This window comes from bacterium SCSIO 12643, assembly GCA_024398135.1.
Lineage (GTDB): Bacteria > Bacteroidota > Bacteroidia > Flavobacteriales_G > Salibacteraceae > CAJXZP01.
The window spans coordinates 3962657-3987463 of sequence record CP073750.1 but is presented as its reverse complement, the minus strand read 5'-3'; the positions used below and the strand labels follow the sequence as shown (position 1 = coordinate 3987463).

Here is a 24807-nt window from a genome sequence, read left to right as displayed (position 1 = left end):
ATTCAAATGAAAGCTTTAATACTGATTTTACTGTGTCCATTTGGGGTTTGGGCGCAGCATATTCAAATTGACGATACAGACCCATTACAACCCGTAATTCGAGTAGCAAATATCTACGAAGGGAAAGTGCCATCGGATTCTGTTGAAAAAAACGTAGAAAGTCAATTGACATTCACGCAGGTTATGGATGGCAAACCAGCGCCTGTATCCGTAAGCGGTAAATACACTCATAAGGATGGAGATCTTATATTTAAACCATTAACCGATTTAGGGGCTGGGTTGGAATTCGAGATTAGATACCAGTCTGAAGTGCAAAAATATCAGACACCTAAACCATTAAATGCGAATGAACCATTGGCTTATGTAGAAAATGTTTTTCCAGCATCTACAGAAGTACCAAGAAATATATTGTTTTTTCATGTACAATTTTCCAATACGATGCTTCATGATATTAATGGTTACGAAAACGTTAGAATTTTGGATCCACAAGGAAAGGAAATTCCAACGGTTTGGCGTCAAAGGTCTTATTGGTTGGAAGACCAAAAGGTTTTGGTGTTAATGGTGCATCCAGGTAAAGTAAAGCGCGGAATTGATATGGAAATTCCATTTCAGATAGGAGAGACTTATACACTTGAGGTATTGCCGGAAATGAAAGATGTATATGGCAGGGCCATGGCAAAACCTTATGTACACCAATTCACAATTATAGCGGAAGATTATGAAATGCCTAAGGTTCTATTTGATTTGATTAAAAAACCTAAGGCCAATTCACGTAAGACTTTAATTATTCCATTTTCGGAAGGGATGGATCATTCATCTATTGTGGATGGGGTAAAGATTTATACGCGTGATGGAAAACAGATTAATGGGGTGTATACCTGGAACGAAACAGATCAAACTTTTGGTTTTGTTCCTAATGAAAAATGGGTATCAGGTGAATACCAGATTGTATTTGAAAAGAAAGTCTGTGACTTTGCAAATAACCGTCTCAATCGCCCTTTTGAAATGAAATCCAGAGAAGAGGTATTAAAAGATCAGGAGTTAGTGACATATAGTTTTGAATTGTAAGAGGAGGGTTAGTTTCTTTCTGTAAGAAGGCGGTTACGCCTTCTTTACAAACTCAGATTTTAACCCCATGGCCCCAAAACCATCAATTTTACATGCAATATTGTGGTCTCCATCAGTGAGGCGAATATTCTTCACCTTAGTTCCTGCCTTTACAGGGCCGGGAGCTCCTTTGACTGGTAAGTTTTTAATCACAATTACAGTATCTCCATCCGCTAAAGGATTTCCATTGGCATCTTTAATGATGGATGCAGCTTCTTCGGCAGCCAATTCTTCAGGATTCCATTCATAACCACATTCCGGACATACCATCAAAGCATCCATTTGGTAAGTATATTCTGAGTTGCACTTTGGACAAGCTGGTAATTCTTCTGACATGATGTTGATTTTAAAGTGGGCAAATGTACTCATATTAGTGATTTTGGAAAGAGAATTAGTATTCTATAAATACGCAACTCTGCGTATTGTGCTGGCGGATTAAAGCTTTCATTTTTGAGCAGCATTAAAAGCTTAAATATGAAAAAGATAAGAATACACTTCATCATCTTAATGATGTGTCTGGGAGCTCAAGCACAAGCTCAAATTGATTGGAGCAAAGTAAATTTTGAGGATGAATATAAAGCCAAAACAAAAATTCCGGGGTCAGCAGCAAAATCATTACAATCCAACCCTGTATTTATTAACGATTACTATTTAACTCAAGCTTCGTTGATGAAGGGTGTCTCTCATGCAGGAACTATACAAAAGCAAGGAGTAACATCGGTTTTTGCAGAAGCTGCACTGGTAGGAGTAAGCCCTGAAGCGCTACAAGCTTTGATTGAAGAGTTGTATATAAGTTTCGTGGCGGATTTGAAGGGGATTGGGTTAAATGTGACCAATGGAGATGCTACTATGCAAAGCAAATATGTGTTGAGCAAAGCGGATAAAAAGAACGTAATGATTGGAAAAACCGATGGCCAATATATATATGATAAGTCACCAGCCATTGATATGAGTGGGAGTGACATCAAAGAACAATATATTTTTCGTCCAAAGAATAATAATGTGTTTACCACTTTTAAAATTCCAGGGACTTTTTATCAAAATCTGGCCGCTAAGGAAAAAATTAATTTGATTAGTATTGGATATATTGTGAGATTCGCACAATTCGAAGGACAAAATTCAGGATTGTCTAAAAACTCATTGACTACTACAGCTGGATTGATGATTACACCAGTAATAAGCTTGGTCAACCCGAAAGGATCGTTTGCTTGGATTACCTACGATAAGAATATCTATGGTAATAACGATTGGAGCAATGGGTTGATTAAAACAGGTTCTAGAGATGGATCCGCTTTGGGTCTATCTTCTAGTGCCGATTATGCCATTGACGCAAATCAAGAGAAGTATTTGAACGAACTAAAACAGCTGATTATTTATTTGCAAAAAGACATTGCGAATCAACTCAAGGCTTCATTCAAATAGTTAAATCCAAAAAGCGGGAAAATAGAAAACGATTTTCTGAACAATACATTTTGATCTATTTCCCTACGATGCTTTTTGGAGTCTTAGAATTATATGATCATGACAAAGTAAAGTTTATCCTATGAGATTCGGTATCCGTATAAACACGTATTTTAAGTATGAATTTGGATGTCTGGATATTGAAAATAGAGTAGGGGAGAAGCCAAAAAAGAAGGTAGATCTGCGAGGTGGTTTTTAGCTCAAATTGGAGGCGAATAATAGCACTTTTCGTATGGCAAAGAACACTTCAAAAAGAGAGCTGTTTTAACCAGGTTTCCGATCCAAAGTTAGAGGTAGAAAACTTTAGGTAAAATCAGGTGTGAATTTGATGCGAATACGGCTTAAAACAGACGGGAAATAGCCAAATATTATTTTGAAAGTCATGTGATAGGCTCTTGAATTTATGATATTGTGCATGTGGTGATCGTTTTTGAAGTGGTGTTTTTAAGTTATAATTAAATTTAGTTTGATGTATTTAAATATTTGTTTTATAATTTGTTGTTCGTTTGTGCATGTTGGTTTGGTTATTTGATTATGATTTAAAAAGTGAATATTCATTCTTTTTTAATGAGAGATTTGTATTTTTGTGTTGAGCAAAAGAGTGGATTTTCAGCTTTAAATACGATATAGAATAAAAAAGTGGAGGAGAATAAGGTTAAAAATAGTGGTTCCAGAACCTTGAAATTACAGAAAAGTATTGATAAGAAAAACAGGATTTTTGAGGCCACTTTATTGCTTGTAAATTCCGGTGGATTTCAAGGAGCTTCGATGTCAAAAATTGCGAAGCTTGCGGAGGTGTCTCCAGCCACTATTTATTTATACTTTGAACATAAGCAGGATTTAGTTAATCAACTTTATCTGGAAGTTCAATCCCAATATGCCGAAATTGTTTACTCAGGGTATGAATCGAACCAACCTATTAAAAAATGTTTTCAGATGATTTGGGAATATGTAGTAAGGTTTCATCAGGAACATGAAAAAGAAGCTGCTTTTTTGTGGCAATGTGAGCATACGAATATTGTGGAGGTAGAATACAATTCTGATCGCATGAAGTATAATCAGCCACTTTTAGAGTTATGGAAACGAGGACAGGATGAAGGGATTATCAAGGAGATTCCGGATTCTATTTTGTATGCGTATATGATTTATCCATTGACTTTTTTGATGCAATCTAAAGCAGTTTTTGGCGAGTTGAAAGAATCGATGTTAAATGAAGCGTTTAAGGCTGCCTGGGATAGTCTAAGGGTCTAAAAAAAGCGCTCTAGAAACAGAGCGCTCTTAAATCTAGATATTGTTTGACTTATATTGGAATGTGGTTAATTGTACTGGTTACCCCATTGAAATTTCCATATCTAGTAAAACCGTTTAATACGATTTTATAATTAGAGTCTAATCCAAACCATGTATTAGCACCAACCCCGGGGTAACTCACTGAATGAGATACATTATTTGCGTTATATCGTGTTCCGCTTAGATAATTCGCAGATCCGGAACCATACCACCAACATGTAGAGTTGAATGTTGTTTCAGATGTTGGATATGCCACCCAGGTATTATTTGCCCATACATAAGTATGGTAAGATTGCCCAATAATACCTGATCCACTGTATTCATAATATAAATGAGTGGCAACTAGAAATTTAAATCCCGGAGAATAATATACGTGCTGTTTTACAGAGTATAGTATTCTGTTGCTTCGACTTACTGGAATTGCGGATTCAATATTTTCTGCTATTTGATATTGACCATTTGAGTTAGATATGGCTGCTAAGGCTGGATTCCCGATTTTACAAACCACCAAGCCAGACTCTTCCATACCTAAAATCGTAGAATACTTTTCCACCATGGCTTGTTGCTGATTTTTATCCGTTAATCTAATAGCCTCATTGTAAATATCCAGGGCAGACGTAAAATGAGCTAACACGCCTTCTTTTGTTCTGTTTTTCAGATATTCCAGAGATTCCGAATTATACTGGAGAACTGTTTTGTAACTTTCCGATTGGGTTAGATCCAGGTTTGACAAATTCATTTTCTGCGCAATTTGATCTAAAGCTTTTTGATCATTTTCTAGTAGAAGGTAAGCCTGATCCAGTCCTTTTCGTAGATCGTTGGCGTCATCAAATACCAGGATGGTTTTATTCATCGTGGATGCTGATGATGTTTGTTGTAGGTTAGACATTTCGTCTTTCTGACAGCTGACTCCAAGCATGGAGAGCGCAAGTGCGGCTATGGCTACTTGATTTTTCATAATTATAGATAGTTAAAAATTACTTGACCAGGTGTTTTATCGGTTAAACACTTTTTTAACTCATAAAATCGAGATAGATTGTACGCTAGTATAAACTTAGGGGCATAATGTGATTAACTCAGGTGCTTTTCAATGGTTGTTTTTTTGTTATGTAGACGAAACTAGATATAAAAGGAGAAGGAAAAAAGGAATGAAATCAGTTGAATTTAAAAACAGGTAATTGTACTGGTTTTAATAAAACACGTGTTTTTAACCTATTAAAATCGAAATCGTCAAACGAATTGAATTCAATGAGTCTCGCTAAAAGAGATAAGAAGAGAGGTGTTGAACCCGGACCATCAAATACTACAGAATTAGATTCTATCAAATGGGGCTAAGGCTCAATGTTGATGGGGTTCACGCTTAAAAATGATCTTAACAACGCTAGAGTTAACAATCGGAAACCTTTCCATGTATATCCATCCAAACTGTTCCAGATATTCAAAGAAAGCGGCATATGATCTAAACTTCATGTTTTTGCGATCCTGATTTTTTAAAAGTCCGTTTTGGTTGCCCCAATAAATCATGATATAGGAAGTGTTTGGTTCGAATTCAGCTTCTATATATGAATGATCGTAATTGTGAGTAATGTCCAGCGTTTTTCCAATATACTGGGCTTTGGTAGAAAAGGATAGGGTTAAAATTCCGATTATGAGTATGAATATTTTCATATGATGAATGTTTTTATTTTGTAGCAGAAAAGCACAAGGATAATGCCATGATTTATTTTATTGAATAGAGGATATCACCTATATTTACCACGTCCTAAGTTTAAATAACCAGGTTAGATACTATGAAAAGATACTTCACCTTAGCAATTATCGCAACTTCTTTGTTCTGGAGTAGCTGCGAAAAGGAGACAACAAATTCAGCTTCTAAAATTGAAATTTTAGAGAACTGGACAGTTACCAAACGAATCCATAATTTGACGATTAACCACCGGGATTTATTTTTTGTGAATTCCAGTACAGGGTTTATTGTTGGGTATAATGGAGAAATCTATAAAACCTCGAATGCTGGACAGATTTGGCAAAAGCAAAACTCCGGAACAACTCTACATCTCTTTTCTGTGAATTTTATTGACCCCAATATTGGCTTTGCATCCGGAGATGCCATGCACGGGTGTTTAGATGATGATTGTGATAAAGGTGCGGTTTTACTTAAGACAATAAACGGTGGTCGTACATGGGTGAAAAGCTTTTTTTCTCAGTATGAAAGCATTAAATCATTGCATTTTTTTGATGAAATGAATGGATTAGCAATTATTCGTACGCCTTACCAGATGGGGGCGCGTAGCTTTCATATGGGGCGAACTACTGATGGAGGTAAGAGTTGGACATTGATGAATCTGGATGTGAAAAATTATGATGATAAATTTTATACGACTGGTGAACTGGTTTTTGTTCCTGGTGAAAATCAAGAGCTTTACAGAAGTGATGATATGGGAGTTACATGGAAAACGGTTGTCAAACCACATATTCCATGGAGTTATGTAAGAAGCATGCATTTCTATGGCAACCTATTGGGTTTTATGGATGGTGGTAGTAGTTTTTACAAAACTGAAGATGGTGGTTTGCATTGGGAAATTACCTCTATGCCATTGAACACGTTGGATATGTTTCACTGCGCAAATGATATGGAGTGGATAGCTATAGAGCGGACTTATGATACATCTAATGGTGGATTGTTGGAATTTATAGGGAGTACAGGAGCTCAAACCGTTGATGAAGGGAGTCATTGGGCGCATTCAAAGTTGTTTTCCGATATATCCATAGTTCGATATCATTTCCCTGAGGACTATATTGGTTATGGTTTAAATAACACGGAGTTTTATACGATTCGAAAGAAGTAGTGTTTGAGAACTTACCTATCAGCTTAGAAGGTGTATTTGTTTAATGAAAACATTAGATTTTTGAAGTGTTTAATTAAACTGTACGCGTGTGATTCATTATTTGAGCTTAAAGTATAGTTGGAGTATGGGGATTTTACAGATTCGTTAAGGTTGTTTTAAGGCGTTTTAAATCAAATGTATAAAGTGTTAAAGCGATTTTTGTAGTGAGTTTTTAGTTTTATGTACGCTCACTTAAACTAAAATTGAGATAATGTGGTTATCTAACTAATTGGTGCATTAATGCCCTAAACATTATTAAGCATCATTAATTAGATAGGTATTTTAAAGGCACTTACAGCAATTTAGTTGTAAGTGCTTTTTGTTTTAAAAAATGAGTAAGTCCTTTAGAATGCAGAAAGAAATACCACTAAATTTATACTTCGGTCAGTAATACCCAGTTTTTTTCTTAAGCGAGAACGAGCAATTTCTAATGATGAAGTTCTTTGACCGGTAAGTTCACATATTTCTTTGGTGGTCAAATTAAGTCGAAGTAGTGCGCATAGTCTAAGGTCCAATGCCGTTAGTTTGGGGAACCTGGTCAATAGGTTATCATAAAAATTGTTGTGCACTTGTTGAAATCGTATTTCGAATTCTTTCCAAACTTTAGATCTGGAAGCTTGTTTAATACCATTGATTACGGTGTTGACAGCCGATTGTGTGTCATGTAAGTTATCATAGTCAAGTACTTCGATTAGATGGGTGGTGATTTCATTCAATGTCTTATTGGTTTTAATTAGATGCATAGTGTTGGTTGCTAACTCTTTGTGTTTAATTTCCAATTCGGATTCCAGTTTGATTTTTTCTTGAATTGAATGGGCTATTCTAATTTTACTTCTAAAGTACGTAATAATCAAGGCTAAACTCATCAATGTGATCACGATAGTGAAAACGGTGATATAAATCAAACGTGTATGCTTTTGCTCAGATTCTTTTTCTAAAAGCGTGTGCTCAAAGGCATACTTCATTTCGATCTGTTCTATACGTGAATCTATAGTATGAGAATTTATGCTATCCTTAATATCGTGATAAATCTGGGAATTTTTATAAGCATTTTCTATGTCGCCAGTTTTTTCATATAGCTCTCGTAATAACTGTGCAGAGTGGGCTATTGTAATATCTAAATCATAGGACTTACTAATTTCTAATGCAATTTGTGCGTTTTCAAATGCAAGGTCATATTGTTGTAATTTTTGATAGTAAATGGCTAATAGAATATAAGATTGAGCAATACGCTTATGATTTTGAATGGTTTTAAAAATAGTCATTGCTTGATTTAGGTAGTAGTATGACGAATCTAAATCATTAAGGTTAGAATATACTTTGCTGAGATTTGAATAGATAATTCCTGCCAATAATTCGTTATTCATTTCATGAGCAATGGTTAACGATTCTAGATAGTATAATTTTTCCTGTTCAAAGTTTTTAAGTTCATGATACATAGCTCCGAGGTTATTCAAGGCTCTGGAGATTCCATTAAGGTCATTGATTTTTCTGGATTCATCCAGTGATTTTTGGCAATATTCAAGGGCTTTAGCGATATTACCATATCTGTAATATGCGCCACTAATACTGATGTAAGTGTGTGATTTACCTTTGAAATTATTCTGTTGATCGAATATATCCAGTGCGTCAAATAATAAGTCCAATTTCTGATTAGAGCTGCCCGTTTCGATATGTATGTCGGCAATAATTAGAATTGAACGGGCATATAGTTTTTTATCATCTTGGTCTTGGGAAAGCTCTTCGGCTTTGTGCGCATATTCCAGCGCATTTTTATATTCACTTCTTTTCCAATGATAATCAGCTAAAAGAAGATACGATTCAATAAGTAGAATAGGGTATTTATTTTCTTTAGATAATAGCATTGCTTGTTCTGCATAGACTAAACAACTATCTGATTGAGAACTTTTATAAGATTGCGCTCTTTCTAGTAAATGGTTTATCTGTTCATAGTCTACCTTTTGATTTTGTGTAAATGATGAATGAGATATAATCAAAAAAAAGATGATGGTCATTACTCTTAAAACCTGATTCATTTTATGGATTGTATTGATTGTCTAAAAAACAAATTTAGCGAATGTCTATATCGAAACTTGAAAATGGTTTTTTGTTTAGAGAAGTGGCTTGTGAGTATGTTTTTGTTAATCAGTTGTTTATTTTGTTTGTATAGTTGATGTAAGGTTATTTTTTAATGATGTTAAGGCAATGTTGAGATGGTTTAGGTTAGATTATTCCTTTGATTAATTCACTTTCGTCATAGGTGAAATATTAGTAATTAATAGATCTACGTAACCCTATCAAAAAGTCAATAAATAATATGGATAAGTTTTATTATATAGTTCATTAAATAATTAACTTAAGCTGTTAAAATTGTGTTGTTTATTGATAGAGCACCTGCAAATTTGCAGGTGCTCTTTTGTTTATGGATCAACCTTCTAGATATTTTCAATATATGGGATTGATGCCAGTCTAAAAAGCAGAAAGAAATACCACCAAATTGATGTTTCGGTCCGTGATGCCCAGTTTTTTACGTAAACGTGAACGAGCAATTTCCAGTGAAGAGGTTCGTTGACCGGTAAGTTCAGAAATCTCTTTGGTAGTGAGGTTGAGCCGGAGTAGTGCACATAATCTAAGTTCAGATGGAGTTAAATTTGGAAACTTGGACAATAGGTTCTCGTTAAACTTATGATGTACCTGTTGAAACCGCATTTCAAATTCTTTCCAAACATTAGATCTGGTAGCTTGTTTAACAGAGTTGGCAATGGCATTGACAGCTAGCTGTGTTTCGTACAGGTTGTCATAATTTAACACTTCATTTAAATTATTGGTGATCTCAGTGAGGGTCTTGTTTGTTTTTAATAAAGACATAGTGTTGGATACCAGTTCTTTGTGTTTAGTTTCTAACTCAAACTCTAATTCAATTCGTTCCTGTATGGTTTGGGTTATTTTTATTTTGCTGCTGTAGTAGATTCCGATTACCACCAGGCACATTATGGCTACCACAATGGTGAATATCATGACGTAGGAAGATTGTTTATGCTTTTGTTCGGCTTCTTTTTTTAAAAGTGCGTGTTCAACTTCATATTTCATTTCGATTTGGGCTACCTGGGAGTTGATACTTTGGAGGTTTAGACTATCCTGAAGGTTAAAGTGTATTTTGGCGTATTGATACGCTTGCGCGACATCATTTGAGGCTTCATAGAGTAGTTGAGAAACCTTCGCAGCATCTGCCATAGTATTCACTAGTCGATGTTTTTCTCCAAGGTTAAAGGCAATCTGAGCATTTTGGATACCCAGATCATATTGGAGCGATTTTAAATAATTATATGCTAGTTGGATATGAATCTCTGCGAGGTATTTGTCATTTTTTGTGTTTTCAAAAATGAGTTGTGCTTGTTTGATGTATTGGTATGAAGAATCCAGTGCATTCAGGTTGTAGAGCGTTTTACCGATATTTAAATACAAAACTCCTTCTCTGAGTTCATCATGCATTTGTTGTGCAATTGCGATAGATTTGAGATAATAGGATTGTTCTTGTTTGTAGTTTTTAAGAGTACCGTACATTACTCCAATATTGTTTAGCGCTCTTGCTGTACCATTTAAATCTTTGATTTTCTTTGAGGTCTCCAAAGAATTAAACGCATATTCAAAAGCTTTATCCATGTTGTTTTGTTTAAAATAAGCAGCTGAAATACTGATGTATGCGTACGAGATCCCTTTTTTGTTTCCGGAGCGTTTAAATATTTCCAGGGCATCAAATATTAAATCTATTTTTTGATCGTAATCACCAAGTTCCAGGTATATGTTGGCAATAAGTAGATTGGCATGTGCAAGTTGTTCTTTATTATCCAAATCTCTGGATCGTTTCTGTGCATCATGTGCATATTGTAAAGCTTCTTTATATTCGGTTCTTCTCCAGTGGTAGTTGGCTAAAAGAAGATATGACTTAACCAGTTGGAGTGGATACTTATATTTAGATGAAATCTGAGCGGCTTTTTCCGAATAATATAAACAACTATCGGGTTGAGATATTCTATAGGATTCGGCCAGTTCTAAGAAATGATTCACATCATCAAGGTTGTATTTTGAGGTTTGCGAAAATGAAGGGTTAGATAAAATCAGAAAGTAGATGAATAAGGTTGCTTTTAAAAGTATATTCATGATTTGATCGTTGTGTGCGAGCAAAATTAGGCAATGCGGAAATCGCACCATAAAAATCAGAATGTATTCATAATTTAAAAATTAAAATAAACAACTGGTTATTAGTTGCTTGTTTTTTATGTATAGTTAAAGTAAAGGTGATTTTAGTGAATTGATAAGGTGATGTAAAGGTGTTTAACTGAATATTTTGTGGTGATTAGCTGAAATTAGCCGCAAGAACATAGGGAATTTATTACTTGAGATTTCCAAACACAAATGTTTCAAATATAAAGTCTTTTTGGGAAGTGAGTCTACTTTCATTACCACTATCTAATCACTAACCAAAAAGGCTTTTTTCCGTTTATTTTTTCTTAGAAGAGGGTTACTGGGGTTTTCATGAAACAGGTAATTTTACCTATAAAGATTCTGAATTGCTCCACTAGTTTTGAGGCTCAATGTTTCATCAGATAGGCGACATTAACAAGCCCAATCTAAATAACCACACATATGGCAACAGGAAGTTTTATACACTTAAAAGGTGTATTAAATCAGGAAGAACTCCAACAAGTACGTGACTCCCTACGGAATAGCAAATTTGAGGATGGTAAGCTCACCGCATCAGGTGCTGCAGTGAAAGTGAAGTATAACGAGCAATTGGTCAATTCACCTCAGAATCTGCAAATTGAGCAGTATTTACTGCGTGCGATGTTGAACCACGAACTGGTAAAATTTGGGGTGATGCCCAAGATGTATATGCCGCCATTGGTAAGTCGTTATACTGAAGGAATGCATTATGGTACTCATGTGGATAGTCCGTTGAATGGGCGAGAGTATACCATCCGTACGGATGTGGGTATGACCTTGTTTTTAAACGAGCCGGAAGACTATGAGGGCGGAGAGTTAGAAGTGATGACTGGAGGTGAGTACAAAGCTTATAAACTAGCAGCCGGAGATGCGATTTGTTATCCAACCACACAATTACATCGGGTGAATCCGGTGAAATCAGGAGAGCGTTTGGTTGCAGTGACCTGGATGCAGTGTATTGTACGTGATGCCCATAAACGCGAATTAATTTACCAAACCTATGAAGTCATTCAGGCAATGGAAAAAAATGGAAAAGCCAATACCGAAGAACACCTGAAATTACAACAGGTGTATAGCAATCTCATCCGACTTTGGGCAGAACTTTAAGGTTTATCTAACCAACGTCACCGTGCCTTTGTATTGATGTGTCGAACCGTCTTCACCAGTGGCGCTAATAATCCAGAAATAAAGTCCGGAAGGAGATTGTTCACCTTTGTTGTTATTACCGTTCCATTGTACGGAATTAGCTGTTTCAGAATAAACTTCATTTCCCCAACGTGAATAAATCGTAGTGGTCATACGGGCCACACCAGATATGATTTTAGGTGTGAAAGCATCATTGACATCATCCGCATTTGGGGTGAAAATATTTGGCATTACCACAATTACCTCGCAGTCTATCTCGTCAAAGAAGATTGTATCAGAAGCGGAACACTGTCCTAAAAATACCTGTACCCAATATTGTCCTTTGGTATTTACTGTAAAGTCTTGTGCGGTGGAACCATCAATCCACAAATAGCTGGCATTGGAATTACCAGCAGTCAATAAAGCAGGTTGATTACTACATAAAACAGAATCACTTCCCAGATTCACCACTGGCGTGGGTAAAACGTTCGCATTAATGGTATCCTGACCGGTACAACCTTTTACGGTTACATTTACCCAATAAGGTCCGCTTTGATTGATCTGTAGCGTAGCAGCTGTAGAATTATCGCTCCATAGATAAGATGCACCAGACATTTGCGCAGAAATGGTCGTATCGGAATCATCACAGATATCGAAATCAGGTCCTAAATCTACATTTGGAATAGGATTATAGGTAACCAGTAAAGTCTCAGCTACCGTACCACAATTATTGGTGGCTGCTACCCAATAGGTTCCGCCTTGATTCACCACAAACGTAGCATTTGTAGAACCATCATGCCATGAATAGGTGCAATTGGGCGAAGTCGCATCCAATGTAAAAGTTTCTCCGGTACATAAAGCGGTATCGTTCCCCAGATTTGGTGTAGGAAGTGGAGTCACGGTTACATTGATCGTATCGCTATCCGTACAATTGTTAATGGCGGCTTCCACCCAATACGTCCCAGTGGAATTCACAAAGAAGATTGGATTCGCAGATCCATCTTGCCATTGATAAGTCGCATTGGTATTGTTCGCTTGTAGAATAATGGATTGTCCCTGACACAATGTGGTATCAGGTCCCAGGTTTACAGTTGGAGAAGGATGGAAGTTCGCCAAAATTGTATCGTATGTGGTACAACCGTTTACAGTAACTCCTACCCAATACGAGCCTTGTGATTGTACCGTAATATCCGGAGTGGTTGCATTGGTACTCCATTGGTAGATCGCGTTTGTAGTTGTGGCATCCAAAGCAAGTGTATCGCCTACACATAGATTGGTGTCGTTTCCGATAGATACTGTTGGATAATTAAAGTATTGGATCACGATGGTATCAGAAACTACAGCACAACTATCAGATACCTGTACCCAATACGTTCCCGGTTGTGTCACATTAAATGTCGAATTGGTAGAGTTGTCCTGCCATAAATAAGTTGCGTTGTCGTTGGTGGCATCCAGAAGCAACACATCATTGGTACACAGGTTGGTATCGTTTCCTAAATCCAGTGTTGGACCTTGTCCGACCACTACATTGAAGGATTCAATGGAATCCGGACAAACCGGATTGGGGTCCGCAATAGTGTATTGATAAGTGCCGCTAATATTGGAGGAAGGGTCAAATGTACCCAACGAACCATTGGTTAATGTAGAAGGACCAGACCAGGTTCCTGTGGTTCCAGTCAATGTATTTAAAGAATCGTATAGATTGAATACCGCTCCACTGGCACAGAAATCTACAGAGCTTTGGGTTACCGGAGGCGCACATACCTCAAAGTATAAATCATCCATTCCAAAGTCATTGTTTCCCACGCCACTATTGTAAATGATTTCAAAGTAAATGGTTCCTGTTGTTGGTGTAAAAGAAGGCGTCACCCATTGAATCCATCCGGCACTGGCCACATACGTATTGGTATTGGTAGCTAAAATATTATTGTTGTTATCTCGAACTTGTAGCGTCACCGTACTGGAACCGCCATTAATCTCTTTGAGCCACGTCTTAAATCTATAGGCACTGGTTTGACAAACTGGATACGCGCGACTAAAAACCATAGTGTTGAAAGCCAATCCATTTACAAAGTTCATATAAAACCCTTTCGTACCAGTTCGTTTACCATGTACTGATGGTGCGGGATGATAGGTGGTTCCGGCAATATAGCCAGGGATGGTTGTGGAATATTCAAAGTTATCGGAATCGTGAACTTGCCAGACACACTGAGCGGAGATGTCCGTCATAAAAAATAGCGTAAATAATAGGATAGTGGTACGAATAGCGTAGGTACTTTGTTTCATTGGAGTCCGAGATTTAAAAGTTAGAGCAATAACTATTTGGGTCTCAAGATATAAAAAATATCAGAGTTTGCGCCATGTGAATTAGATCTGTTCATTCACTAGCAACAAGATGTTAGATATTTGACTGTAAGTAGTCTCATAAAGTTGCCTCGTGCATTTTCTACGGAATTTTAAAAACAGGTAATTATACCTATGAAACTTAACTCCCTCTAAACTAGTTTAGACGTCCTATTTAAGAAATACAACACTATTTAGATACACACCGAAAATGAATCATACTAACGACCTGATTACCGAATTAAAAGAGAAACTAGTTCAGCAAGGAAACCCGACAGTATTGGAAGATTGTACGGGTTCTGAAGACTATGCCCAATCCAGATTGGTATTTAACCGAAAATTTGAGTTTAGACCTACACTAATTGTATATGTCGAAAATGCGGAGCAAGTAAGTACCGTTGTGAAATTTGCGCGAAAACATCCCACAGAGATCATTTTAAGATTTAGATCAGGAGGACATGATCACGAAGGAGAGTGCTCAGGTACGAATACGGTAGTATTGGATTTTTCGAAACTGAGTACCATAGAGATTCAAAAAGACCAGATATTCGAACCAACCAAGGAGAAATATAAAAAGCTGATTGTAGGACCAGGTGCACGATTTATTAAGATCAAACCTAAACTAGATGCCGCAGGTGTTGGGATTCCACATGGAACTTGTGAAACCGTAGCCATTGCCGGATTCACGATGGGTGGCGGCTGGGGGCCATGGACCCGTTTACATGGGATGGCCTGTGAAAGTTTAATTGGAGCCACTATTGTTTTGGGAAATGGAGAGATTAAAAAGCTCTCCTATTTAGATGATCCCAAAAGTGATGAAGGACGTTTACTTTGGGCACTAAGAGGTGGAGGTGGTATGAGTTATGGTGTCGTTACTGAACTCGTTTTTAAGACCTTTGAGTTACCTGATGTTTCGTTTAGTTTTAACATCAAGTTCAATCAACTATATACCATTCCTCAATTGGACGGGAGCATTAAAAAAGTGGAAGAGCCTATTAAAATGAAAGCCATTGAGGTTTTAAAACTTTGGGAGAAAGCCATTGCTCCGGATGCTTTTCCGAGTTTAATTGGAACCAATTTAAAAGTGGAAACTGCGCATTTAAAGGAAGGTGAAAGACCTGATCCAAATGCATATCTAAAATGTCAAATCAACGGATATTATGGCGGTTCTGAAATTGAATTAAAGGAATTTGTTCAAAAAATATTGGGAACCGAAGCTTTAAAGTCGTTGACCTTTAAACAAGATAGAATCAAGGATGCGCAGAATTTAGGACGTAATTTTAGTGATCAGTATACCTGGCATTTTGAATCATGGGATCGTCATGTGATCAATAGAATTAAATTGGATCCGGATGGCCCAGCACCCCATAAAATCACATCTCGTTTGGTAGATGCTATTTGTGAAGATCGTAACGATAACTGGGATGATAGAAGTAGAGAAGCGTTGATGTGTTCTTTACAGTCCAATAAAATACCTGAAGATTTTGATGCAGATATGCGTCATGGCGTACATACCTACATTACATTAGGTGCTATTTCGGGCAACTTTTATGCGAATTATTCGCAACCTGAAGGCAGTATAGGTAGTTCATTTCCATATAAAAAGCGCCCATTTACCATTCAATATCAAGCGTGGTGGAATCAGTTTTTAGATCGAGATGATCAATCTTGTTTAACTCCGGAAGAGATTGAAAAAGAAATGATCATTAACCGTCCATTTGTCAATCGTGCGCAGGATTGGATTGAAGATAGCCGTGATTATCACATTCCACATACCAGTGGGGCGTTTATTAGTTTTAAAGATTCTTCAATTCCTACATCTACCTATTTTATGGAAAACTACAATGCGCTAATTGATGTAAAAGTAGAATGTAGTCAGGACCCTAAACTGCTCTTTAGAACGCGCAAAACGATTTTATAAATTGTTATTACCATAAAAACATTTTGTTGTGGCTTTGAGTCATGGCAAAATGTTTTTTATTTAAAATCTAATTAACCTACGTTTTGAATTCCATTTTGGGATTTTATGACGTCCTGCATAATAGTGTCTCATATTAGCCCTTATTCTGGTCTAAATATACTTCCTTTTAAATTAAGTGTTTACGTGTTTTGTATACGTAGTTACCACATTGGTAAAATACGGGTTTATACGGATGGAATTTTAATTTTTTGATAACGTATTTTGGGTATCTAGTAATAATTAAAAAATACATAATAATTATCATTTTGTTTTAGTCATTGTTATCTACTTTGGTCTGGTTTAGTCCACCAGATAATAATTCAGTAATGGATGTTCATAATACCGAAACGAGAAGTTACAACATGAGCCAGATCAAGGGTAAAAACACCCGTCCGGAAATGTTGGTTAGAAGGTTTCTTCATTCACATGGTTTTAGGTATAGTTTGCACAGTAAAAAATTACCAGGGAAACCTGACATTGTTTTAAGCAAATACAAAACCATTATTGATGTTCGAGGTTGTTTTTGGCATTTACATGATGGATGTAAATATGGAGATCGGGTTTCTACAGCTTCTCAAAAAATCACTCTTCGGAGAAAGTCTGCTGTAAAACGAGATCAAATAAAAGTAGCTGAATGGAAGAAACTGGGTTGGAACGTGATTGTCGTTTGGGCTGAATGTGAGCTGGAACCGAGAAAGAAAAACTCAGAAAGACGAGAAAGTAAATTAAATGAAATTAAAATAAGATTGATAAAATAAGAATGCTTGAATATGAGTTTTATGCAGCAAAATTAGAATGGATATTTTGTGCTTGGATTTTGGTGTGTAATATACTCTGTTTAAAATAAGTTGGTTACATGACTTGTGTGCGTATTTACCACATAATTTAAATAAGGGTTTATACGGATGGGGTTTAAAAAAACAAGGATTTACCTTCGAACCCGATTTCATGTTAAGAAAATTGTTAGTAATACTTATAATAACATGTTATTATAAGTCAACTATATTACGAAATTCACACTATGAATTTTATTGATTTATTTTCAGGAGCTGGTGGACTTTCAGAAGGTTTTATACGGAATGGATTTGAACCAATTGCTCATGTAGAAATGGATTTAGCTGCTTGTAATACATTGAAAACTAGGGCTGCGTATCACTATTTGAAATCTAAAGGTTTATATGATGTTTATGTGAAATACTTAAAAGGTGAGATTTCTAGAGCCGATTTATATTCGCTTATTCCCGATGAATTATTAAATTCTGTTATTAATCTTCCAATTTCTAAGGAATATAATGATGAAATACAAAAGAGGATTCATAAAAATAAAAAACGTAAAAAAGTAGACTTAATAATCGGAGGGCCACCATGTCAAGCCTATTCACTTGTAGGGAGGGCTAGATCAGAAAATGGAATGAAAGGTGACTCTAGGAATTATCTATATGTTCAGTATGCAAAGTACTTGGAAGAGTATAAACCAAAAATGTTTGTTTTTGAAAATGTTATAGGTCTGAAATCTGCCAACAAAGGCATTTATTTAAAGAATATGAAAAAGCTTTTTGATAAAAAAGGATATAATATGAAGCTTTTTACGATTAAGGCTAGCAGTTTTGGCGTATTACAAAATAGGAGAAGGATTATAATCATTGGTTGGGATAAACAATATGATTTTGAAATTCCAGATTTAGAGTCAATAAATTTAGCGAATGACAAATATTCTGTTAATGATGTATTAGATGATTTACCAAAACTCCAAGCTGGTGAAGGGCAGAATAAATATACTCATTACAGATCTGATACAAATGAATATTTAAATTCAAATTGTATTCGGAATGGTGTGGATATTTTGGCACAACATAAGACAAGACCACATTCTGAGCAAGATAAAGAAATCTACAGAATCGCTGTGGAAAAGTGGAATATTGAAAAAGAAAGACTGGATTATAATGATCTTCCTGAGAAATTAAAAACACATAAAAATAGATCTTCTTTTTTTGATAGGTTTAAAGTTGTTGCCTCTGATAAGCCATATTCCCAAACGATTGTTGCTCATATTGCAAAAGATGGTCATTATTATATTCATCCAGATTTGAAACAAAATCGTTCTCTCTCAATTCGAGAAGCTGCAAGACTTCAATCATTTCCTGATGATTATTATTTTGAAGGTGTTCGGGAGAATGTTAATAGAACACCAGCTTTTAAGCAAATAGGAAATGCTGTACCTCCTTTGATGGCTTATGAGATAGCTAAAGTTATTAAACAAACTTTAAAATAAATGAGCGAAGAATTAAAAGAAAAACATTTTAATCCAAAAGCTCATATCCTGACGCTTCTTGGAGAGGAACTCATAAAAAGTCCTGTTATGGCAATTTATGAGCTAGTAAAAAATAGTTATGATGCGGATTCAAAAAAGGTAAACGTTTATTTCAGAGACATTGAGAATGTGGAGGATGCCGCTATAATAATTGAAGATGATGGCACAGGAATGACCAATGAAATAATTGAAGATGTATGGTTAGAACCTGGGTCAGATTATAGAAAACCAGTTAATTCCGAAACTGGATTAAGAGAGATTACTAAGTCACCGCTTTTTGGTCGAGTACCAATGGGAGAAAAAGGAGTTGGACGATTTGCCGTGCATAAGCTTAGTAGCAAAATACTTCTAATAACAAGACCTCTAATTATTGAATTAGATGAAGACACTAATGATATTAAAAAACAGACCCTTGCAGACTATGAAATTCAACTTTATATAAATTGGAAAGATTTTAGTCAATCAAAACATCTTTCAGATATCCCAATTCAATGGAAAGTTAAAAAAGATCTAAACGAATTTAGGTTCAAAGAAAGTAGTGGAACCTACATACATTTGAGTGGACTTAAAGAGTCTTGGACTAAAGGGATGGCAAGACAATTAAAAGGTCAAACTTTATCAATGTTATCGCCTAAAGTAAATGAAGAATCCTTTAGAATTAACCTAAACTTTGACAATCAATGGCTGATTGATTTTCCTACAGCTGATAAAATATTGGATGATGCTCCATATAAAATCACGGCTTTTATTGATAGTGATTATAATTTGGATTTTGAATATGACTTTTCGCTAAAAAACAATTCAGAAATCGGAAGTCGAAAAATTATCAATGATTCCGACTATAATAGAAACATAAAGGGAGATATCCGAAGTAAATATCAAATCGATTTAGAAAGAAAAGAATTTGAAAAAGAATCGATTGAAAAATTATTGATTGAATTTGACACAAAAGAACTGCCTTTTGGAAATTTAATTTTCGAGTTTTACTCTTTTGATCTTGATGCTGCTTCAATGAGAGATTACACTGATAATTCTAATGCATTAAAAAATATTCTCAAAGAACATTCTGGGATCAAAGTTTTTAAAGGTGATATGCGAGTATATGATTATGGAGAACCTGGAATAGACTGGCTTGGTTTGGATTTAAAACGTATTCAAAACAAAGAATGGTTTTCAAACAATCAAAATATTGGATACGTATTTTTAGACCCTGAAACATCTGGAGCTTTAATCGAGAAAACAAACCGAGAAGGGTTCATTAATAATGAGGCCTCATCCCTATTCACAATTGTATTAGAAAAAATACTTACTGAGTTTAAAGCAACTAGATCATCAGACAGAACTAAATGGCTCAAGTTTAGCAAAAAAGAATCAAGTAACCTGTTTGACAGTAAAATTGATTCTTTCAAAGCTATTGTTGAAGATGTAACTCTTAACGAAGATGAACGAAAGATCCTTTTATTAACTGAAGCGAAGAAACTTGAAGATAAATATGAAGAAGACAAAAATACACTTCTAATCCCAGCAGGAGTTGGTATGACAGCATCTGTTGCTCTTCATGAAATAGAAAAGCTTGTACCAAGAATGGAAGAGACTGTAAAGTCAAGACCAATTAAAACTGCCACAATCACAGATCAAGTTGATGAATTAAAACAATACACAGAGGGGATTATTTCTGTATTAAGAAAAGGAGGTAATAAACCATTAGATTTAAAAGAATCTATTACTAGGTCTTTTTCCAATTACAAACTAAAATTATCTAATAGAAAAATAGAACATACCATTGATATTGAAGATGGTTTAAGTACTATAAAATGTGACAAAAGGTACTTCATAACCATGATCATGAACATAATAGATAATAGTATTTATTGGCTAAACACAGTCTATAGGAATAATAAACAAATTTTTGTAAGAGCTTTTAAGAAAGGCTCTTCCGTTCATATCATATTGGCGGATAATGGTCCTGGATTTAAAGATGATATTTCCGATTTAATTAGACCTTTTTTCTCTAGAAAAGATGATGGGATTGGGATTGGAATGTATTTGATAGATACTATTATGATGAAATATGGGAAGTTTGACATTATTACAGACAAGGAAGAACTAAAAGAAAAAGGTATTCCTGAGATTTATACTGGGGCAGTTGTAGAATTAGTATTTAATAAAAATCAGGAATAAGATGCTTTCATTTGAACCAAACATAGTCGTAATTGACGATAAACAAGACGAGATTCAAGGAATCCTTGACCAATACAGGGAACAAGGTGTTGGCTGCAAATTTTTCAATGCTGACCTCTATGAAGGAGATACAATGCCTGATAATCCATATTCTGATGTTAACTTAATCTTTCTTGACTTATTCTTTTCCGAAACCAAGTTTGATGCAGAACTATGTGCAAACTGGGTACAATCACTTATCCCTGAAAAGTTATTTTACATCTTGATTATTTGGTCAAAAGACCCAGCTCATGCAGATGATGTAATTAAAGAGTTGAGTAAAGTAAATCGTCTACCTTTTACATTTATTGTGAAAAACAAAACTGATTTTCCAATAGATGATAATACAAAATATGATTACTCAAAGTTATTCTCTGAAATTGACAAAGAAGTAGAAAACATTCCTTCCTTAGCAGAAATCGGCATTTGGAAAAAGAGCATCAAAGGAGCAAGTAATATTGTGATAGGTAACCTGTCAAAAAATAGTGACCCTTCTCTTTTTAATGCTAAACTGCAAAAAATAATAGTTGGACATGGTGGTACATCACTACTAGATAATGAAGATAGTGAATACAAAAGAAGAACTTTATTTGATGCTCTTGATCAAGTATTAATATCCAATACTAGGAATTCTATTCCAATTGAAAATATTGATCAATTAAATAAAGAGCAACTATATTCATTGGGCTCTTTCAACTCAGCTGAAATGGACAAAGAACTAAATAGTTGGTTTCACTTTAAATTACAAGAAAGCATTCCTGAAAATTCAATATTACCAGGGCTAATTTGTGAAAACAATCATTCACTATTTAGAAACATATATTCCATCACTGACGATACAAAATTGGCTAAACGTTTCGAAAAACAATTAAGTGAAGGAGTAAACATAAAAGATATTACTTTGGTATTAACAAGACCATGTGATATTGCTCAAGGGAAATTTGGAAAAAACATTAAATTAATAAGTGGCGTATTGATTAAAAATCCATTTAGAATTTCAAGTGGCAAGAAAAAAGGAAATATCGATTTTAATGGCACACTTCCAGATTCTACAAAGTTTTTTGATCATCTACACTTTGACAATACGGACAATGATATTGCATTAGTTTTTGACTTTAGATATGTATTCTCAGTACCTGAGAAAATTTTCGTTGAGAAGTTCAACAACATTAAGATTTTCAACAAAGAATTATTATCTGAAATGCAAGTGGAATATAGTAGCTATTCTAGCAGATTAGGTATAACTCAGATAATTTAACTAAATACTTGTTATCTTGGTATATGAGTATTTACCACCAAGCACCAAGCCAAAGGAGGAATGAGAAAGAAACCTCCTTAAGACTCAATACTGTTGAATAAAAAACTAATAAGAAATACTGTTTGCTCGGTCCCCAGCACTAAAACTCCTTACTCAGTCCTCGTACCTCAAAACTCTTCCCTCCATACTCAAACCTCACTACTCATACCTCAAACTCTCTACAGGATTTCGTGTAGCCGCACGATAAGATTGAATAGAAACTGTGATTAGGGCAATTAACATGGTAATCAGACCAGCTAAAGCAAAGATCCACCAGCTGAGCTCAGTTTTATAAGCAAAACTCTCTAGCCAACGTCTCATAGCGTACCAGGCGAGGGGAATAGCAATAAGAAAGGCGATACCGATCAGGATGACGAACTTTCGATTGAGCATCAACATGATCTCGGAAATCGAAGCGCCATTTACTTTTCGAACGCCAATTTCTTTGACACGTCTTTGCATGGTAAATGCTGCTAAAGCATAGATGCCTAGCGCAGAAAGCAATACTGAAATCATGGCAAACAAGGAAAGTACTTTGGTTTGCGCATATTCAGTGGCATAAACTTTATGATAACTGTCGTTGATGTAGCCATATACAAAAGGAAACTCCGGATTAATTTGTTCCCAGGCCGTATTAATAGCCGCTAAAGCTTCCTCTTTACGATTGGAATCTATTTGAATCAGAAAGTTGTAACTGAATACTTTGCGAGGCGCAATAACCATTGGTCGCTCTGCATTGTGTAAATTTGTATAATGAAAATCAGGAACAACTGCTACAATTTCTCCTTCCGGGAACAAATAGGGTAGTTGAAACTTTAAACGAAAAGCGCGCCCAATGACAGCAGCCGGATCCGTTATTCCCAGCATGTTGAGCGCGCTTTCATTCAGAATATACTGTTCTTTATACTGACCTAAGCTTTCTTTAAGCTCGGCAACACGCGGGTGATCATTTTGGCCTCTGTTTTCAAGGGTGCTTAATTCGATCGCCTGATGTTCCCATTTTTGATCAGGTGTATAAGCTAGACTCACAGAACCGGCTAAAGGTTGTATGCCCAACATAGAAAAAAAATTGGCATCAGTAGTGAGGATATACATAGACTGTTGATCATCAGGAGTTACGCCTTCCATAGTGAATTGAAAATTATCTAAAATATCTCCACCAGGTTCTTCCATACAACCAGTCATATTCACAATTGAAGGGTTTTTGAGTAATTCTTCCTTTAGTTGATCGTAACGTTGAACAGCAGCCCAGGAATTTCTTTCAAGCACGATGATATCTTCATTTTGCGCTTGCGGATGTTGCGCATTTAAAAAATGCATCTGTTTGTTGAGCACTATGGTTCCGGTAATGGCCACTACAGCCAATGTAAATTGCAGGATCAGCGGAAATGTATACAGTTTATCTCGTGAAGCCGTTACTTTGGTATCAGACGTAATTTTAGAGGTCAATAAAGGAAAGACCGAAATGGCTGCAATTCCCAAAATGAATATAACGGAGATTATGAATAGTGGAAGCAAGGATGCAAAAACATCAATTCCCAAATAGTTGCTTAAGCGATAAGATGCCATGAGTCCCAGTAGAATAGTAGCACCTGAAATAAATAAAGATTCACGTGCCATTTCACGTGCCACAATACTTTTGGTTGCGCCATGTATCAATCTTATTTTAATGGACTTAACCTCATTGATAAATTGAACACGGCTTAGGTTTAAGAAGTTGATCAAAGCAATAAATAAGATGATGATACCACCGCTTGCTAGTAAGATCAAAGCTTTAAAATCTCCATTAGGTTCAATCTCGCGGGTTTTATGACTATGGAGGTGAATGTCTGTGAGTTTTTGAAAGTGAATGTTTTTAGGATGTCCATTTTCTTGAGCCTCAATGTCCCATTTGGCTTGAATATCCTGACGGAGCGCTTCCATATCCGTTTGGGGTTGTACCAAATAATAGGTGTAACCCCAGGATTGATTTACAGCCATATCTGGGATAGTCGTAAGCACATCTATATGGAAATGTGCATTGGGAGGCACATCTTCCATCACACCTACAATGGTGTAATTATCGGCAGTATCGGTTTGCTGATGGGTGATATCCATGGTTTTACCCAATACATCCAGATGACCGAAATATTTTAGGGCTAAGCTTTGGGAAATCACAGCCTCATAGGGCTGGGTGAGTACAGTTTCTCGATCTCCACTTAATAAAGGAAAGTCGTAAATCTCAAAAAATGAGCTGTCCACTTTGAATAGGTTATTGGAGTAAAAGCGATTACTTTCAATTTCCACAACACCTTTTTTAAAAGGCACCATGCGCACAAAGTTTTCAATCTCAGGATATTCTTGTGGTAATTGCGGTACCCATTGTCCCCAAACGCGAGCAGGGTGCATGGTACTGAAGTTTCCAGAGCTGGTGGTGACCCGATAAATACGATCTGCTTTGGAATGCATTCGATCGTAACTCAATTCTTGTGTGGTATATGAAAATACAAGTGCGACACAGGCGTATGCTAGCGTGAGTCCTAAAATATTGATAAATATCCATTGCCAATTGCGGCTGATTTTACGTAATAGTTGCATGGCG

General features: G+C 35.8%; 18 protein-coding genes. 11 read left to right on the top strand and 7 right to left on the bottom strand.

What is annotated here, in order from left to right:
* The first annotated feature begins 6 nt into the window (after window positions 1-6).
* Window positions 7-1068 carry a hypothetical protein gene (locus tag KFE94_17410; protein ID UTW66403.1) on the top strand — a complete coding sequence of 354 codons (1062 nt, stop codon included), beginning with the start codon at window positions 7-9 and terminating at the stop codon, window positions 1066-1068.
* Window positions 1069-1101: 33 nt separating this feature from the next.
* On the opposite strand, the gene KFE94_17405 is transcribed toward KFE94_17410, so the two are convergent.
* A complete protein-coding gene (locus KFE94_17405) occupies window positions 1102-1443 on the bottom strand; it encodes an alkylphosphonate utilization protein (protein UTW68309.1) in 342 nt (113 codons plus the stop codon).
* 138 nt (window positions 1444-1581) lie between these two features.
* Here KFE94_17405 and KFE94_17400 point away from each other — a divergent pair, with 138 nt between their 5' ends.
* Both KFE94_17400 and KFE94_17395 read left to right on the top strand, forming a co-directional pair.
* On the top strand, window positions 1582-2529 hold the full coding sequence (locus KFE94_17400) for a hypothetical protein (protein UTW66402.1): 948 nt from the start codon (window positions 1582-1584) through the stop codon (window positions 2527-2529).
* Between the two features lie 717 nt (window positions 2530-3246).
* The gene (locus tag KFE94_17395) at window positions 3247-3819 is read left to right on the top strand and encodes a TetR/AcrR family transcriptional regulator (protein UTW68308.1); all 573 of its coding nucleotides are present in this window, start codon (window positions 3247-3249) and stop codon (window positions 3817-3819) included.
* Window positions 3820-3868: 49 nt separating this feature from the next.
* On the opposite strand, the gene KFE94_17390 is transcribed toward KFE94_17395, so the two are convergent.
* Window positions 3869-4816 carry a hypothetical protein gene (locus KFE94_17390; GenBank protein ID UTW66401.1) on the bottom strand — a complete coding sequence of 316 codons (948 nt, stop codon included), beginning with the start codon at window positions 4814-4816 and terminating at the stop codon, window positions 3869-3871.
* 200 nt (window positions 4817-5016) lie between these two features.
* Between KFE94_17390 and KFE94_17385 the strand changes: the two genes are divergently transcribed.
* On the top strand, window positions 5017-5193 hold the full coding sequence (locus tag KFE94_17385; GenBank protein ID UTW66400.1) for a hypothetical protein: 177 nt from the start codon (window positions 5017-5019) through the stop codon (window positions 5191-5193).
* Window positions 5194-5196: 3 nt separating this feature from the next.
* Here the strand turns inward: KFE94_17385 and KFE94_17380 are convergent, their stop codons facing one another.
* Complete coding sequence (locus KFE94_17380; protein UTW66399.1) at window positions 5197-5526, bottom strand: hypothetical protein; 330 nt, start codon at window positions 5524-5526, stop codon at window positions 5197-5199.
* Window positions 5527-5648: 122 nt separating this feature from the next.
* Here KFE94_17380 and KFE94_17375 point away from each other — a divergent pair, with 122 nt between their 5' ends.
* Window positions 5649-6707 (top strand): hypothetical protein, encoded by a 1059-nt coding sequence (locus KFE94_17375; GenBank protein UTW66398.1) that lies wholly within the window; start codon window positions 5649-5651, stop codon window positions 6705-6707.
* Between the two features lie 383 nt (window positions 6708-7090).
* On the opposite strand, the gene KFE94_17370 is transcribed toward KFE94_17375, so the two are convergent.
* Both KFE94_17370 and KFE94_17365 read right to left on the bottom strand, forming a co-directional pair.
* Entirely contained in the window at window positions 7091-8782 is a 1692-nt protein-coding gene (locus KFE94_17370) for a tetratricopeptide repeat protein (protein ID UTW66397.1), read from the bottom strand.
* A 433-nt stretch (window positions 8783-9215) separates the two neighbouring features.
* Window positions 9216-10907 carry a tetratricopeptide repeat protein gene (locus KFE94_17365; protein ID UTW66396.1) on the bottom strand — a complete coding sequence of 564 codons (1692 nt, stop codon included), beginning with the start codon at window positions 10905-10907 and terminating at the stop codon, window positions 9216-9218.
* A gap of 486 nt (window positions 10908-11393) precedes the next feature.
* Here KFE94_17365 and KFE94_17360 point away from each other — a divergent pair, with 486 nt between their 5' ends.
* Window positions 11394-12077 carry a Fe2+-dependent dioxygenase gene (locus KFE94_17360; GenBank protein ID UTW66395.1) on the top strand — a complete coding sequence of 228 codons (684 nt, stop codon included), beginning with the start codon at window positions 11394-11396 and terminating at the stop codon, window positions 12075-12077.
* Between the two features lie 3 nt (window positions 12078-12080).
* Here KFE94_17360 and KFE94_17355 read toward each other — a convergent pair whose 3' ends face one another.
* Window positions 12081-14381 carry a gliding motility-associated C-terminal domain-containing protein gene (locus KFE94_17355; GenBank protein ID UTW66394.1) on the bottom strand — a complete coding sequence of 767 codons (2301 nt, stop codon included), beginning with the start codon at window positions 14379-14381 and terminating at the stop codon, window positions 12081-12083.
* Window positions 14382-14649: 268 nt separating this feature from the next.
* On the opposite strand from KFE94_17355, the gene KFE94_17350 reads away from it, so the two are divergent.
* The 5 genes from KFE94_17350 to KFE94_17330 all read left to right on the top strand — a co-directional run bounded on the left by KFE94_17350 (window position 14650) and on the right by KFE94_17330 (window position 22187).
* Entirely contained in the window at window positions 14650-16359 is a 1710-nt protein-coding gene (locus KFE94_17350; protein ID UTW66393.1) for an FAD-dependent oxidoreductase, read from the top strand.
* Window positions 16360-16724: 365 nt separating this feature from the next.
* A complete protein-coding gene (gene vsr / locus KFE94_17345; GenBank protein UTW66392.1) occupies window positions 16725-17156 on the top strand; it encodes a DNA mismatch endonuclease Vsr in 432 nt (143 codons plus the stop codon).
* A gap of 263 nt (window positions 17157-17419) precedes the next feature.
* A complete protein-coding gene (gene dcm / locus KFE94_17340) occupies window positions 17420-18670 on the top strand; it encodes a DNA (cytosine-5-)-methyltransferase (protein UTW66391.1) in 1251 nt (416 codons plus the stop codon).
* A complete protein-coding gene (locus KFE94_17335; protein UTW66390.1) occupies window positions 18671-20890 on the top strand; it encodes a sensor histidine kinase in 2220 nt (739 codons plus the stop codon). It abuts the gene before it with no gap.
* 1 nt (window position 20891) lies between these two features.
* Window positions 20892-22187 carry a hypothetical protein gene (locus KFE94_17330; GenBank protein UTW66389.1) on the top strand — a complete coding sequence of 432 codons (1296 nt, stop codon included), beginning with the start codon at window positions 20892-20894 and terminating at the stop codon, window positions 22185-22187.
* A 198-nt stretch (window positions 22188-22385) separates the two neighbouring features.
* Here the strand turns inward: KFE94_17330 and KFE94_17325 are convergent, their stop codons facing one another.
* Window positions 22386-24803, bottom strand: coding sequence for an ABC transporter permease (locus tag KFE94_17325; protein ID UTW66388.1), 2418 nt, complete (start codon window positions 24801-24803; stop codon window positions 22386-22388).
* Window positions 24804-24807 lie beyond the last annotated feature (4 nt).

Bases quoted from the DNA above. Each gene is read 5' to 3' on its own strand.
- KFE94_17410 (UTW66403.1), top strand. From the start codon at position 7: ATGAAAGCTTTAATACTGATTTTACTGTGTCCATTTGGGGTTTGGGCG.
- KFE94_17405 (UTW68309.1), bottom strand. From the start codon at position 1,443: ATGTCAGAAGAATTACCAGCTTGTCCAAAGTGCAACTCAGAATATACT.
- KFE94_17400 (UTW66402.1), top strand. From the start codon at position 1,582: ATGAAAAAGATAAGAATACACTTCATCATCTTAATGATGTGTCTGGGA.
- KFE94_17390 (UTW66401.1), bottom strand. From the start codon at position 4,816: ATGAAAAATCAAGTAGCCATAGCCGCACTTGCGCTCTCCATGCTTGGA.
- KFE94_17380 (UTW66399.1), bottom strand. From the start codon at position 5,526: ATGAAAATATTCATACTCATAATCGGAATTTTAACCCTATCCTTTTCT.
- KFE94_17375 (UTW66398.1), top strand. From the start codon at position 5,649: ATGAAAAGATACTTCACCTTAGCAATTATCGCAACTTCTTTGTTCTGG.
- KFE94_17370 (UTW66397.1), bottom strand. From the start codon at position 8,782: ATGAATCAGGTTTTAAGAGTAATGACCATCATCTTTTTTTTGATTATA.
- KFE94_17365 (UTW66396.1), bottom strand. From the start codon at position 10,907: ATGAATATACTTTTAAAAGCAACCTTATTCATCTACTTTCTGATTTTA.
- KFE94_17360 (UTW66395.1), top strand. From the start codon at position 11,394: ATGGCAACAGGAAGTTTTATACACTTAAAAGGTGTATTAAATCAGGAA.
- KFE94_17355 (UTW66394.1), bottom strand. From the start codon at position 14,381: ATGAAACAAAGTACCTACGCTATTCGTACCACTATCCTATTATTTACG.
- KFE94_17350 (UTW66393.1), top strand. From the start codon at position 14,650: ATGAATCATACTAACGACCTGATTACCGAATTAAAAGAGAAACTAGTT.
- vsr (UTW66392.1), top strand. From the start codon at position 16,725: ATGGATGTTCATAATACCGAAACGAGAAGTTACAACATGAGCCAGATC.
- dcm (UTW66391.1), top strand. From the start codon at position 17,420: ATGAATTTTATTGATTTATTTTCAGGAGCTGGTGGACTTTCAGAAGGT.
- KFE94_17335 (UTW66390.1), top strand. From the start codon at position 18,671: ATGAGCGAAGAATTAAAAGAAAAACATTTTAATCCAAAAGCTCATATC.
- KFE94_17330 (UTW66389.1), top strand. From the start codon at position 20,892: ATGCTTTCATTTGAACCAAACATAGTCGTAATTGACGATAAACAAGAC.
- KFE94_17325 (UTW66388.1), bottom strand. From the start codon at position 24,803: ATGCAACTATTACGTAAAATCAGCCGCAATTGGCAATGGATATTTATC.